At 57.6% G+C, this 11,884-nt stretch carries 13 protein-coding genes and 1 pseudogene; 4 read left to right on the forward strand and 10 right to left on the reverse strand.

Features of this window, described 5'->3' with window-relative positions; all coding sequences use genetic code 11:
• Nucleotides 1-189: 189 nt before the first annotated feature.
• The 9 genes and pseudogenes from ACOBR2_RS05310 to ACOBR2_RS05350 form a co-directional block, all read right to left on the reverse strand.
• Nucleotides 190-315: a hypothetical protein gene (locus ACOBR2_RS05310; RefSeq protein WP_420239013.1), complete on the reverse strand. Its 126-nt coding sequence runs from the start codon at nucleotides 313-315 to the stop codon at nucleotides 190-192.
• 266 nt (nucleotides 316-581) lie between these two features.
• Nucleotides 582-680: pseudogene (locus tag ACOBR2_RS05315) on the reverse strand (hypothetical protein); the annotation flags it as partial.
• Between the two features lie 175 nt (nucleotides 681-855).
• Nucleotides 856-1,431: a YceI family protein gene (locus ACOBR2_RS05320; RefSeq protein ID WP_420239014.1), complete on the reverse strand. Its 576-nt coding sequence runs from the start codon at nucleotides 1,429-1,431 to the stop codon at nucleotides 856-858.
• A 4-nt stretch (nucleotides 1,432-1,435) separates the two neighbouring features.
• A complete protein-coding gene (locus ACOBR2_RS05325) occupies nucleotides 1,436-3,349 on the reverse strand; it encodes a cbb3-type cytochrome c oxidase subunit II (protein ID WP_420239015.1) in 1,914 nt (637 codons plus the stop codon).
• A complete protein-coding gene (locus tag ACOBR2_RS05330; RefSeq protein WP_420239016.1) occupies nucleotides 3,336-3,746 on the reverse strand; it encodes a hypothetical protein in 411 nt (136 codons plus the stop codon). Before ACOBR2_RS05330 ends, ACOBR2_RS05325 begins: the two co-directional genes overlap by 14 nt.
• On the reverse strand, nucleotides 3,743-5,077 hold the full coding sequence (locus ACOBR2_RS05335) for a hypothetical protein (protein WP_420239017.1): 1,335 nt from the start codon (nucleotides 5,075-5,077) through the stop codon (nucleotides 3,743-3,745). The genes ACOBR2_RS05330 and ACOBR2_RS05335 overlap by 4 nt, the downstream gene beginning before the upstream one ends.
• On the reverse strand, nucleotides 5,064-5,780 hold the full coding sequence (locus ACOBR2_RS05340; RefSeq protein WP_420239018.1) for an ABC transporter ATP-binding protein: 717 nt from the start codon (nucleotides 5,778-5,780) through the stop codon (nucleotides 5,064-5,066). Before ACOBR2_RS05340 ends, ACOBR2_RS05335 begins: the two co-directional genes overlap by 14 nt.
• Nucleotides 5,777-6,886: an ABC transporter permease gene (locus ACOBR2_RS05345; RefSeq protein WP_420239019.1), complete on the reverse strand. Its 1,110-nt coding sequence runs from the start codon at nucleotides 6,884-6,886 to the stop codon at nucleotides 5,777-5,779. The genes ACOBR2_RS05340 and ACOBR2_RS05345 overlap by 4 nt, the downstream gene beginning before the upstream one ends.
• Nucleotides 6,883-7,887: a polyprenyl synthetase family protein gene (locus ACOBR2_RS05350; protein ID WP_420239020.1), complete on the reverse strand. Its 1,005-nt coding sequence runs from the start codon at nucleotides 7,885-7,887 to the stop codon at nucleotides 6,883-6,885. Before ACOBR2_RS05350 ends, ACOBR2_RS05345 begins: the two co-directional genes overlap by 4 nt.
• A 145-nt stretch (nucleotides 7,888-8,032) precedes the next feature.
• Here ACOBR2_RS05350 and ACOBR2_RS05355 point away from each other — a divergent pair, with 145 nt between their 5' ends.
• The 3 genes from ACOBR2_RS05355 (at nucleotide 8,033) to ACOBR2_RS05365 (ending at nucleotide 10,418) form a co-directional block, all read left to right on the forward strand.
• On the forward strand, nucleotides 8,033-8,716 hold the full coding sequence (locus ACOBR2_RS05355; RefSeq protein ID WP_420239021.1) for a winged helix-turn-helix domain-containing protein: 684 nt from the start codon (nucleotides 8,033-8,035) through the stop codon (nucleotides 8,714-8,716).
• Nucleotides 8,697-10,127, forward strand: a complete 1,431-nt coding sequence (locus tag ACOBR2_RS05360; RefSeq protein ID WP_420239022.1) for a HAMP domain-containing sensor histidine kinase — start codon at nucleotides 8,697-8,699, stop codon at nucleotides 10,125-10,127. Before ACOBR2_RS05355 ends, ACOBR2_RS05360 begins: the two co-directional genes overlap by 20 nt.
• Before the next feature lie 123 nt (nucleotides 10,128-10,250).
• On the forward strand, nucleotides 10,251-10,418 hold the full coding sequence (locus ACOBR2_RS05365) for a DapH/DapD/GlmU-related protein (RefSeq protein ID WP_420239023.1): 168 nt from the start codon (nucleotides 10,251-10,253) through the stop codon (nucleotides 10,416-10,418).
• A gap of 364 nt (nucleotides 10,419-10,782) precedes the next feature.
• On the opposite strand, the gene ACOBR2_RS05370 is transcribed toward ACOBR2_RS05365, so the two are convergent.
• Complete coding sequence (locus tag ACOBR2_RS05370) at nucleotides 10,783-11,088, reverse strand: hypothetical protein (RefSeq protein WP_420239024.1); 306 nt, start codon at nucleotides 11,086-11,088, stop codon at nucleotides 10,783-10,785.
• A gap of 195 nt (nucleotides 11,089-11,283) precedes the next feature.
• Between ACOBR2_RS05370 and ACOBR2_RS05375 the strand changes: the two genes are divergently transcribed.
• Nucleotides 11,284-11,664: a reverse transcriptase domain-containing protein gene (locus ACOBR2_RS05375; protein ID WP_420239979.1), complete on the forward strand. Its 381-nt coding sequence runs from the start codon at nucleotides 11,284-11,286 to the stop codon at nucleotides 11,662-11,664.
• Nucleotides 11,665-11,884: the final 220 nt, after the last annotated feature.

Below are 11,884 nucleotides of genomic sequence, written 5' to 3' on the forward strand. Positions count from 1 at the left end.
TGAGTTCCGACGGATTGAGGGCCAAATCGTGGAGGATCGATGGGGAGCCGAGGGTGAAGGTTGAGAGGAAAGTTGCTATAGAGATTGACGCTTCCATCCACTTCACACACGCAGGTGCTGCAACAGAGCGCCGGATCATACACCTGAATCTTCGTCATTCTGTCTCTCCTTGTCTGATGGCAGCCGAAGTTAAGGAAGCTGCGTGCAGATGCGGTCCAGTTCTGCCTTCAATTTGGTACTGTCCCGCTGCAACTCATCCAGCGGCAGGGCCAGAAACGCCTCGATCTGGATACGCAGAATGCGATAGACGGTCATGAACGATGCGTTGATCTCTTTTTTCGTGCCGGTAACGTGGGCGGGATCTTCAACTCCCCAATGAGTGCGCAGAACATTACCGAGGTCGGTCGGACAAAACTATCCTGCCGCATTCGAACAGACGGTAATGACAATATTGGGCGTGACAGGCAGGTTGTCCCAGGTCTTGCTGTGGTAGCCCTCAGCCGAGATGCCTTGCTGAACCACAACAGTGCCAGCGAAAGGGGATGCACCTGACCGGTAGGATTGCTGCCTGCGCTCATGGCCATCCAGCCAGCGGGAGCGAGGTGGTTGAAAGTGACTTCGCCCAGAATCGAGCGGCAGGAATTTCCGGTACACAGGAAAAGAACATTCATGAGGTTCATCTAGCATTGGGGTTGGGAATGGGTAGCAATACGGCTTCTGAACAGGAGGATGCCGCGCGAATGCTGACGCACTGTTCAGGGGCCCGAGCAGCATTCTTCGGTGAGATATGCAATCAGATCGAGCATCAAAGGAATGTTGGCCCGGTAGCGTGTATGAAGCATATGGAGGTCAGATTTACAACTGGCCCTCCAGCTTCAGATCAATTCCAACTTCCTTGGCCACTTTAAGCACAAAGATCGATGGATCCTTCAAGCCCCATTGCACGTAGGGAACGGTGAAATGTGTCTTTGCAGTAAGTTGGTTGCCTTCCACGTGAATCTGCATGGGGATGGTCAGATCGTGGGCTGTGCCGTGCAGCGTGAAGATGCCCGTGACCTGAATCGTAGAATCGCCGTTTGCCGCCAGATCGCCAGCGAAGCTCTTTGGCTCGAAGGTGATCTCGGCAAAGCGACCCACTTCGAGTACTTCGTTTTTCATCTTCTGGTCGCGGCCGCTGCTGCCGCTGTCGCCCGACAGGGGATCGACAACAATCAGGCCGGAGATCTTCCTGGTCTCGCGGTCGAAGTTGACCACGCCGCTCTTCACATGGAAAGTTCCGTGAACGGCGTGGGTGTTGCCGCCCAGCTGAAACGTCACGTTACTGGCCGCTGGATTCACGGTGAACTTCTGCTGTTGGGCAATGGCAGAGGGCGCCAGGGGCGCAAAAATAAGAATCATTCCTAGGAACGCGACAACGGTAAGTTTGTGCATGAGTTCACTCCTCGTGGGATGGATGAGAAAGGTTGGGCAACTGCGCAATCTTCTGCGTCAGCCACAGGCTGATGGAAGCAATTTTCTGATCGTCGAGTACCTCGTGGCCCGGCATATCGGTTCCCGGCAAACCGAATTTCACAATGCGCGCCACCTCACTGGGGTTGACCGTTTGCGGCTGCAATACGCGCAGTACACCTCTGCCCGCTGCAAAGTCCACGGGCTGGCGTCTGAACCGGTTTTTCCAAGCCTGATGCAGCGGTGCCTGTTCATTGTGGCAAGCCGCGCAGAAGCGCTGATAGAGGGCATCCCCTTGGTACGCGTTGGCGTGGGCTACTGCCTCAACTGAAGGTGTCCATTGCCGCCGCTGAACGTCAAGCGCAGCATCCTCCGCGCGCAGGCTTGCCAGATACGCTACCAGATCATCTCCACGCTCATCGCAAAACAGAACGGCATAAGACGGCATGATAGAGACTCCACTCACGGCTTGCGGTTCGATCATGTGCATCTTCAACCACAGGGGCGAGCGACGCGCTCCCACTTCGGCAAGATCGGGCCCCTGGCGGCGATTACCGATCAGGGGCGGCATCTCACGATGCACCGCAGCCACGCTCTTCACCGGTCCCCACAGCAGCACATCTGTGGTTCCGGGGCGCACATACTGCGAATGGCAGTGGATGCAGCCTTCAGAAACATAGACCGCACGGCCGCGCTCCACCGCGCTCAATTCTGGCTTTGCAGTGCTACCTTGCCAGCGCGCCAGCAATCCGCACAACAAGCCCAGCGTACCGAGCAAAGCCAGCTCGCGCGTCCTTGTGCGCGCCAATCCAATCAATGCAGGAGCGAGAATTACAGCACCAGCAGAGGCCACAAAACCGAGCGGAACATGATGAAGATGTTCTGCCATGCCGATGCCGAGTCCGGAGCCAATCCATCCGGCAATGGCGTAAATCCAACCCGCCATTCGTGCTCTGGCGGCGGTGGAACCGGCACCGGAAAGCATGGATGGAAACGCGACCAGCACCACGGAGTAAAGCGAAACCCCGCAGGGATAAAAGATGGAAGCGGCTGCGGTCAGATATGGAACTTGCAGCAAAACGCAGGCCACCGCCAGCAGAAAAAATGCGGCACACAGCGTCCAGTAACTTCTGTAGCGTGCTAGCAGCCATCCGCTTGTCACAGCAGCCAGCAGATGCAGCGCGCCATTCACCCACAAATGCGCATCGCCCTGCCATGTGCCAGCCTTCAGTTGCGCTGAATGCTGAATGATGTAGAAGGCTGCCGAATCCAGCCATACCAGCGCGAAGAAAATCGCGAGTGCCTGCAGCAAAGATGGGATGCTGCCCACGCCCGATGTTCTGTTCTGAAGCTGCTCCTGATCGCCCGCTTCTTCTGGCGCAAAGACCAGCGCCACAATACAGAGCGTGCCCGAAAGCACTGCCTGCACGCTAGCCGAAGCCATGAAGACCAGCGGCAGATTGGAAAACCAGTAGCCCAGGCCCGTGCCAAGGCCAATCTTCACGAGCGCATTACCTTCGCCAAGCCACGCACGCAGTTCGCTGGCCATGGTCACAGTGAGAACGGCGAGGCTTGCGCCAATAGCAAAGCTCAGAAGCATTGCCGTGGAAAGATTCAAGCTGAGCGTAGAAGCAAACGCCGCAGTCGCGGAAACGGCAAGGCTCCATTGCACTCTTCTGCGTGCTGCCCAGCGCAATCCAAGCCGCGGAGTCAGCAGGCTGAAGAGGATTCCGCCCACAGCCATCGCGCCCAACGCCATTTTCAGGCTGGCGTCACTGGTTGTCCAGTTGGACAGCCGTGCCAGAAACGCGAATTGCGCAAAGATCAGGAAATAGAAGTAGGTTGCCGCGATCAGCAGGCAGGCCTTCCATCCCTGCAAAACTGGTCTAGCACGTGCCATCGTTCAACCACTCCTGCCGCAAGCCAATCCCCTGTACCAGTGCGCACACCCCATCGAAAACCGCAACGCCAATCCACCCCGGAGCAAGCGAATGAGAGAGTACTTGCTCCGTCACAAACACCGCCACCGAGCCGCGCACAATGGCTGTCAGTAGCCACACCATCTGCACCCGCGTTCTGTCGCCGCGCAGAATCAGCACCAGTGCGCCGTAACCACACGAGAGGCCGATCCCCAATACAAACGCGCCTATATAGCTGATGTACACCTGAGAGGCGTCATTGATCACAATACCCATTCTGCACAAGGTGAAGGCCGGTGCGATGATCAGGCTCGCGCCGGTCAAGGTATCGGAGCAGGCCACGCCAATCTGATACACGAGCAGAAAAATACGCTTCATACCAACACCTCTCTGAGTGCAGGTTCTGGGTCCGTGGCGGAATTTTTAGTCGGGCTGCGCCACGCCGCCAACAGCCACTCCAGCGATGCTGCCAACATGCCCACCCCTGAAAGCACGCGCAGAATGTAAATGCTGTTGCGCGCGACTCCGGGCACAATCGTGAATCCTGGATTGCCGCCTTCTACCCAGCCGGCAATCAACATCAGTAGTACGTAGAGCAGTACCGAATGATTCCACGCGAGGAAGGAACGGCGATTGCGAAAGATCGGATTCTGAGGTCCAAGAATCTGCTGCATCATCAGAATCAGAAACGCGGTAAGGCAGCCTGCAATGGCCGTCAACGAGTGGCCCACCAGTGCGTCGGTGAATTTGATGCGGTCCAGCACGCCGGGCAGAAAGGCAATCCAGCCAGTCAGCACCAAGCCCATCCACCAGGCGAGAAAGGCCGTCTTCCAGCGGTTCGTCTCCTCATGCCAGCGGAAGCATTGGTAGTAGAGCGGCAGCAGGGGAATCCACACCAGGATCAGGCCGAGCCCCAGATACTGCGCGGGAAGATGATGGCTCTGATCGGAGTGATTGATCAATGCGCAAACGACGCTCTCCACAACCAGAGCCGTCCATGCGACTCCGATCCATTGCCCATTCTTTTTGTTGCGTGACGCGGCAGCAAAGGGAAGCATCAGCAAAATGCTTACAATGCCCAGCGAAGAATCAAGCTGGCTTGCCCCGGTTGGTCCACCTGTATCCGGATTGAAGTGAGGATAGAGGACAGCGCTTGATGCAGCATAGATGGCTACTGGCACTGTCAACAGCACCAGCAATGGCATGGCTCGGCCAGCTATCTGTGTCCAATGGGCCCACCTCTTTGCACGGATGCCGTCAAGGAACGCGATCAGCAGCAGAAACCACAGCACCAGCATGGACAGCGGGAAGAAGATGCGCGCTACGCCCGACCAATCCAGAAATAACTTACCGCTGGTTTCGCCGTTGAGCCAACTCACCGAACCCAGCGCCAGACTGGCCGACCAAAGCCAGACCACGGGCCGCGCCCAGCGCCCAACTACACTGTCATGGGTTCGATAGACGTGGAACAACAGTGCCAGCACGGGCAGGCAACACCACCCATAGAGCCCCAGGTTCATGTGCGCCATCATCCAACGCCCGTAGGTCCACTCCCCCAGCAGTCCATTAGCGGAAGGCGCCATCAGCAGCAGCGACAGCATGACGCCCATCGCATTCATGAGCGCGAGCCAGAACAGGGCGTGCATCATTGCGCTGCGCATGCCGTCGTCAGTCCATGCGCGACATGCGGCCTGCTCACTTACCGGCATTGCGGACCCCTTCCACGATGCGTCCGTCACGCATCTCAACCATGCGGTCACAGCGCGCGGCCAGAGCACGGTCATGCGTGGCCATCAGCAGTGTCAACCCCTCGGAAGAGGCCAGTTCCAGCAGCAGGCGGAAGACAGTTTCCGCCGTCTTTTCGTCGAGCGATCCGGTCGGTTCGTCGGCCAGTAGAATACGCGGGCTGTTCATCAGTGCGCGGCAAATTGCAGTGCGCTGCCGTTCGCCGCCGGAGAGCTTTTGAATGCGTGCATTCAGTCTGTGGCCAAGCCCCATACGTTCGGCCAGTTCACTGAGTCGCTTTTCAGCCACGGTCCGTTTTGTTCCAGCAGCCACGGTCGGAATCAGACAGTTTTCTGTCAGCGTCAGGTCGGGCAGCAGGTTGTGCAATTGAAAGACAAACCCCACTTCGTGCCGTAGCAGATCCAGTGCGCGATTGCCGCTCGCCAGTTCCTTTCTTGCAACTGCAATCTTCCCGCTGTCAGGTGTATCCAGCCCGCCAATCAAGTGCAGCAGAGTGCTTTTGCCGCAGCCTGAAGGACCGCAAAGCGCAACGGTTTCTCCCCTGGCCACAGTCAGACTCACGCCGCGCAGCACCTGAATAGCTCCGTCTTCGTAGCTTTTGGATATATCCAGAGCTTCGATCATGCCATCGTCCTTTAACTCTCCGCTTTGTGCTTTCAGACTCATTCGAATCGCAGCGCCTCCACAGCGCGGATGCGCATGGCGTAGAAAGCTGGATAGAGTGCTCCGAGGATGCCCGTCAACTCAGCCAGTACCAGCACCAGAGCTATGACGGAGAGCCGGAGCGAAGCATCCACATAGCCATGCAGTGCCGGCACGTACTTCATCACCACCAACAAGCTGCTTCCGCCTGCAACCCCAAACCCCGCGCCCAGCAGCGAGATCAACGATGCCTCGGTCAGCACCATCGTTGCCACCTGCATTTGCGAAAAGCCATTCACGCGCAGAATCGCAAACTCGCGGACGCGGGTAAAAACCGACATGATCATGGTGTTGGCCACGCCAAAACCACCCAGCAGCAGGCCGCATCCACCCACCGCCCATGCCGTTGCTTTGAGGATGCGGAATTGCGAGTAGGTGCGGTTGAATTCCGCGTTTTCAAGCGCGGTAAGATTCGGATACTGGGTCTGCACTCGCGCCTTGAAGCCTGCAAGTTCTTCGGCATTGCGTAGTTTCACAGTGATCACCGACGAACCTTCCTTGTGGAAGAATGACTGCGCAGCTTTGAGCGGCATGAAGACGCCGCCATCTTCAAAACCATTGGAGGTGCGGATGACGCCAACCACTTCGAACGATCCGTGCCCCACGGGCACGGTGTCACCCCGGTGCGCATGAAGAAATTCCGCCGCACGCTCGCCCAACACGATGCCCTGCCCATCGGCTCTGAATCCTGCCGCCGAGCCCTCGATCCAGATTGCCTTGCGCAACCGCGCGTCCTTGTTCGTGATGCCAAAGCAGGTAATGATGGGCTGATCGTGGCTGGAAACAATACCGAAGACTACGGCATCGGCATGTTCCACCATGGGCCACTTTGTCAGTTCGTCAAGCGCGCTCTGCGGCACTTCGCTGAAGAACAAATCGGAAACGTTCTTCTCAAAGACGATGGTCTCGCTGTCGCTTGAAAGCAATCCGGAGAACATGCCCACCGCACCCTGCAATACGGTAACTACCGTGAGCATGGCTGCCACACTGAAGGCGATCCCCGCCGTGCTCATCAGCGTGCGGATGCGATGGCGCAGAAGATTGGTAAGGATCAGACGTAGAAAGATCATGCGCCAACTCCCAGCTGAGATTCCAAAGCACTGCTGCGCAATTCGGCCACCTCTGCATCCAGCCCATAGCGCAGTTGCTCCAAGAAGCCAAGCGAGGAGTGGCGGCGCAACAGCGTCTGAAAGGATTCATCGCCCAACATGAGCAACCGCTCAAGGCGCGCGAAGGTTGCCCGCGTACCCAGTTCGATGGCCAGATTGGGTCGCTCCAGCAGCGCATCGCGAGCAACTGTTTTGCCGCTGGCCAGAGCGTTGCCGAGCACATCCTTTAGATCGTCAGCGGCTTGGTAGGCAAGCCCCCAAAAGAGAGAGATGCGCTCCAGCAGTTGCAGCTCACGCGGCTTTGCGCCGGCCACCAGCGCCGGCCAGACCAGCGACAGGCGGATCAGCGAGACCGTCTTGCCCCGTGCTACAAGCGTTGTCGACTCAGGCGTAGCCGCACTGCGGCTGAAGTTCAGGTCACGGCTTTGTCCGCTGAGTAGCCCGCCCAGTCCCAGCAGACGTTCGACATACTCCATCGCCTCTGCTTGCTTCAGGGAAGAGCTGAAAACCAGCGCTTTCCAGGCCAGCGCATAGGCGCGGTTGACCAGCGCCAGCGCAGCCAGAATTGCCTCATGCTCGCCATAAGCCCTATGCACACAGATCGCGCCGCGCCGCTGGCTGGCGTCGTCCATGCAGGGCAGATCATCAAAGATTAGGGAGGCTGTATGGAAGTACTCGATGGCTGTGGCTGCGTCGAGTGCAGCTTGCGGCTCCATTCCGAAGCTCATCGCCATCGGGTAGGCCACGCGCATGCGGATGAGGCTGCCCGGAGTGTCTAGTACATGGCGTAGCGCGGCAGCCAGCACGGGGCACGCTTCTGTAGGCAGGGGAAGGTTCTGCCTGTAGGCGGCCAGTATTGGATCGTCGTGGACCAGGTTCAGAGTCGATCGAACCGGGGTCCCGTTCGCATCCGCTTCATGCCGTTGATCGAAGGAGAATACACTCGTACACGCCAACCGCACACCTCTCGTTGCATCTTGGTCTGTCCTCTATCTGACGCCAGAATCGGGTCCTTATGAGCTACTTTCTGCATGACGTTTTGTTCATCTTTCCCATGCTTCGTTCTGAGCTTGTCATGGTCAGGCCCGTCTGGGCTACCATTCTGCTATGCGTATCCTGCTGGTAGAAGATGACATCCCAATTCAGGAGTTCCTCCGGCCGGCCCTGGAAGAGGCTGGCTATGAGGTGGATTTGGCCGGGGATGGAAAAACAGCAGCCAAGTTTAGCGCCGCGAACGCCTACGGTGTCCTGATTGTCGATCTAGGACTACCCGACGCGGACGGTCTCGACGTCCTTGAACAGCTTCGCCGCGCGGGCCAACTGGCTCCAGTTCTCATTCTTTCGGCCAGACGCTCGGTGGATGATCGCGTGCGCGGTCTGGAACAAGGGGGCGATGATTATCTGACCAAACCTTTCGCACTGGCCGAGTTACTGGCGAGGCTGCGGAATCTGCTGCGGCGAGGAAAAACTACTTCGGTAGCCGCAGAGCCTACTCGGCTCCAGGTGGACGACTTGGAACTGGACCTGCTGCGTAGGCAGGCGACACGCTCCGGCGAGTTGTTGCAGTTGACCCAGCAGGAGTTCGTGCTGCTTGAGTTTCTGTGCCGCAACCGCGGCCGAGTGGTTACCCGCTCCATGATTCTTGAGCAGGTGTGGGGCATGCGCTTTCAGCCCGACACCAACGTCGTCGACGTACACATCTACCGGTTGCGCGGCAAGGTGGACGGCAAGAGTCAGCCGCCGTTGATCCGCACCCTGCGAGGAGTAGGCTATGTCCTCGGCGGAAGCTAGGCCTCTGTTGCACAGCGCGGCCTGGCGCATTTCCGCCTGGGCTACGCTGGCCTATGCCTGCGGAACACTGGCGGTTTTCCTCTCGCTACACCTCTATGTTGCCCGCGATATCGAACGGCGTAACGATGCTTGGTTGGCGGGCGAAGTGGAAGTGCTGGGCGACGTAGCCGAGCGAACCCCACGCGATTCACTCTACCAGCGCGTAGTTGAAGAGGTGGCAGAGCTGGCCTCGCGCGAGGTGCCGAATCGGCAACCAAATGAGAGCCCTGCGCAGGATTCTGTCTTCTTTCTTGAAACAGATCCAGCCAGCCATCAACTCATCTGGGTTGGTCCTGGGAGCGGTGCGCCATTTCTGGACGCCCTGCACAGGGTTTCAGCCAGCAACGATCAGCCTTTCACCCTCAACGCTCACGGATACAAGATTCCCTATCGTGTAGTCATGACTCATATCGATGACGGCAGCAGCATCTTTCTTGGCCTCTCCGACCGCGACCAGTTGCGCGTACTACGCCAATTTCGCCTGCGCTTTGCCATGCTGTGGGGCCTGCTCGTCCTCTTCGGTACAACCATTGTTTTTTACACTACGCGGCGCATGCTCAATCGCGTTCGCGACATTACCGAAGCCGCCAAGCACATCGATCAGAGTGACCTGAGTGCGCGAGTACCGGCCTCGCAGCGCAAAGACGAAATCGGCCAACTGGCGCGTACCCTCAATCGCATGCTCGACCGCATTCAGGCCGCCATGCATCAGCTTCACACCATTACCGGCTCCCTGTCACACGACCTGCGCAGCCCGCTCACCGCCATGCGCGGCAACCTGGAACTCTCGCTTACCGCAGCCAACGAAACCAGCCGCCAAGAGGCGATCATCGTTTGCATCGAGGAACTCGATCGGCTCAATGACTTCCTCAACACTTCGCTCGACGTTGCCGAAGCCCGAGCCGATGCTCTTCGACTCGATATCGAGCTGATTGACATGGATGCCATGCTGCGCTCCATGATCGAACTCTACGAGCCTTCGATGGCTGAACACGGATTGACGTTGCGCTTCGACTGTGCTGAATCCGTGCGCATCGCGGGCGATCTGGCCTTGCTGCATCGGCTCTTCGCCAACCTGTTCAACAATGAGATAGTGCATCTGCCTGCCGGTTGCACTGTCCTTGTCAGCCTTCGGCAAGCTCCGGAAGTGGTTCAGTTTCACCTGGAAGATAATGGCCCAGGATTTCCGCAAGAGGTGCTCGATCGAATCTTCGGGCAGAGAGTGAAAGGCACAGGATCGAAAGGTCACGGCCTCGGCCTGGCCTTTGTGGATGCGGTTATCCGAGCCCATGGCGGTACCGCCCAGGTATCGAACGGACCACTGGGCGGCGCCAGAATCCTTCTCTCGATTCCCACACATAGCTCACTGTAAAGTGGCCTGCCACGCTACTGGCACATTTGGGGCTACACTCAGAAAGTCTCGGTGCGGCCTTCGTGTGCCGAAACGCACGCTCAACCTCAACCCGAGGAAAATTACGAATTCGGAAAGCCCATCGTGATTGAGAAAGGCGTGTGGATTGCAGCAGGTGCGACCATCATCGGCGGCGTGGCCGTAGAAGAAAATTCGGTCGTCGCGGCGGGTTCGGTGGTCACCAGGGACGTTCCTTCCAACATCGTTGTAGGAGGAAATCCGGCAAGAGTTATTCGTTCGATTAGCGACTGAGGGAACGTCCGCAAGGGGGCGAAACTGAAATTTCAAACGCCCCCTTACCAATTGACTGGAAACGCGGATGCTGGGCGACTTTCCGGGGGGGAATCCGTGATGGATGGAGATCTTGAGCTTTCTCAGATCTAAGTCTGTACTTTCCCAGGTGCCCTACCGCTAGGTGGCACCCATCTTTATTGGTTGCTCTCGCTTTTCCCATAACCTCGGCTGCTCGTCAGGAGTGTGGGATCGAACCAGGAGTTTCGGCGACAATTGAAGTTGGTTCTATCCCATGTCTGAAGATCCAGGCATAGGCCAACCGCCATGCAAGCCGCTCTGCATACCGAGTGCTCCAACATTACGGTCGAGACGGTGCCGCTAATCAAAGCCAGTCGCGATAAGGAATAGAAGAAACGCTTACAGCAACGCTTCGATCCAGTCCATCAAACATAGTATCCAGCACTTCTTTGGAGAGGTCGCCGTTTGGGTTCGGGCCAATCATCACTTCCTGAATGAAGAATGGAGAATAGCGTCTTTGCGAAGCACCTCGTAAGTGTCCATAACAGTCGTCAAAGTTCAGAAAGTCTTCAGGGTCAGAGAGTACGACTGCAACGTAGGGAACAACAGAAGACTTGGCGGCCCGGTACCGGAGAATCTTCTTCGTTGTGTCGCTTGCCGTTACAATCACGCGATATTCAGCCTCCGCGACAAAGGCTAGGGTGTACATCCCCAAGGCCGACGGGCGGTTGCGACCGCTGGGAGTTACTGCGCTGGAAGATAAGATCGTTCAGCGCGCGGCGGTCGAGGCGATGAACGCTATCTACGAAACGGACTTCCTCGGGTTTTCGTTGGGTTCCGTCCAAAGCGAAGCCAGCATAAAGCGCTGGATGCGCTTTACACGGGACTGTTGACGAAGAAGGTGGACTGGGTGCTCGACCTGGACGTGCGCAGCTTTTTCGATGCGATTTTGCACGAATGGCTTGTCAAGTTCATCGAGCATCGCATCGTTGACCGGCGCGTCGTGCGGCTCATCCAGAAATGGTTGAACGCGGGCGTGCTGGAGGATGGGAAACGAATACGCATGGAGGAAGGGACGCCTCAAGGCGGCAGTGCATCGCCGCTGCTGGCGAATATCTATCTCCATGACGTCTTCGATCTGTGGGCTCAGGCATGGCGTCGAAAGCAGGCGCACGGCGATGTGATCGTCGTGCGTTTTGCGGACGACAGTGCGCCACGAAGGCGCGAAGGAGGATACATGAACTGAGAAAGCTTCTTCGAGCCGTGCTGCACGAGAGATGAGAGACGGCCTCTCGAACTCGCATTACAGGATGCGGGTTCAAACCACCGGAAGCTGCTTCGGCACAATGGCCGAGGTGGTGAGCATTTCGGTAAAAGGCAGGACTTGATCCTGTCAGGTGAGGGCTGAGGAGACGAGCGCAAGCGAACCGCTGATGACCTGTCGAAAGCGTAGGGATGACGTCAGA

The sequence above is a fragment of the Telmatobacter bradus genome (genome assembly GCF_048629425.1).
Classification (GTDB): Bacteria; Acidobacteriota; Terriglobia; order Terriglobales; family Acidobacteriaceae; genus Telmatobacter; species Telmatobacter bradus.

Coding starts and splice junctions, on each gene's coding strand:
- ACOBR2_RS05310 (WP_420239013.1), bottom strand. CDS start 315: ATGACCGTCTATCGCATTCTGCGTATCCAGATCGAGGCGTTTCTGGCC.
- ACOBR2_RS05330 (WP_420239016.1), bottom strand. CDS start 3,746: ATGAAGCGTATTTTTCTGCTCGTGTATCAGATTGGCGTGGCCTGCTCC.
- ACOBR2_RS05340 (WP_420239018.1), bottom strand. CDS start 5,780: ATGAGTCTGAAAGCACAAAGCGGAGAGTTAAAGGACGATGGCATGATC.
- ACOBR2_RS05355 (WP_420239021.1), top strand. CDS start 8,033: ATGCGTATCCTGCTGGTAGAAGATGACATCCCAATTCAGGAGTTCCTC.
- ACOBR2_RS05360 (WP_420239022.1), top strand. CDS start 8,697: ATGTCCTCGGCGGAAGCTAGGCCTCTGTTGCACAGCGCGGCCTGGCGC.
- ACOBR2_RS05335 (WP_420239017.1), bottom strand. CDS start 5,077: ATGCCGGTAAGTGAGCAGGCCGCATGTCGCGCATGGACTGACGACGGC.
- ACOBR2_RS05325 (WP_420239015.1), bottom strand. CDS start 3,349: ATGGCACGTGCTAGACCAGTTTTGCAGGGATGGAAGGCCTGCCTGCTG.
- ACOBR2_RS05345 (WP_420239019.1), bottom strand. CDS start 6,886: ATGATCTTTCTACGTCTGATCCTTACCAATCTTCTGCGCCATCGCATC.
- ACOBR2_RS05320 (WP_420239014.1), bottom strand. CDS start 1,431: ATGCACAAACTTACCGTTGTCGCGTTCCTAGGAATGATTCTTATTTTT.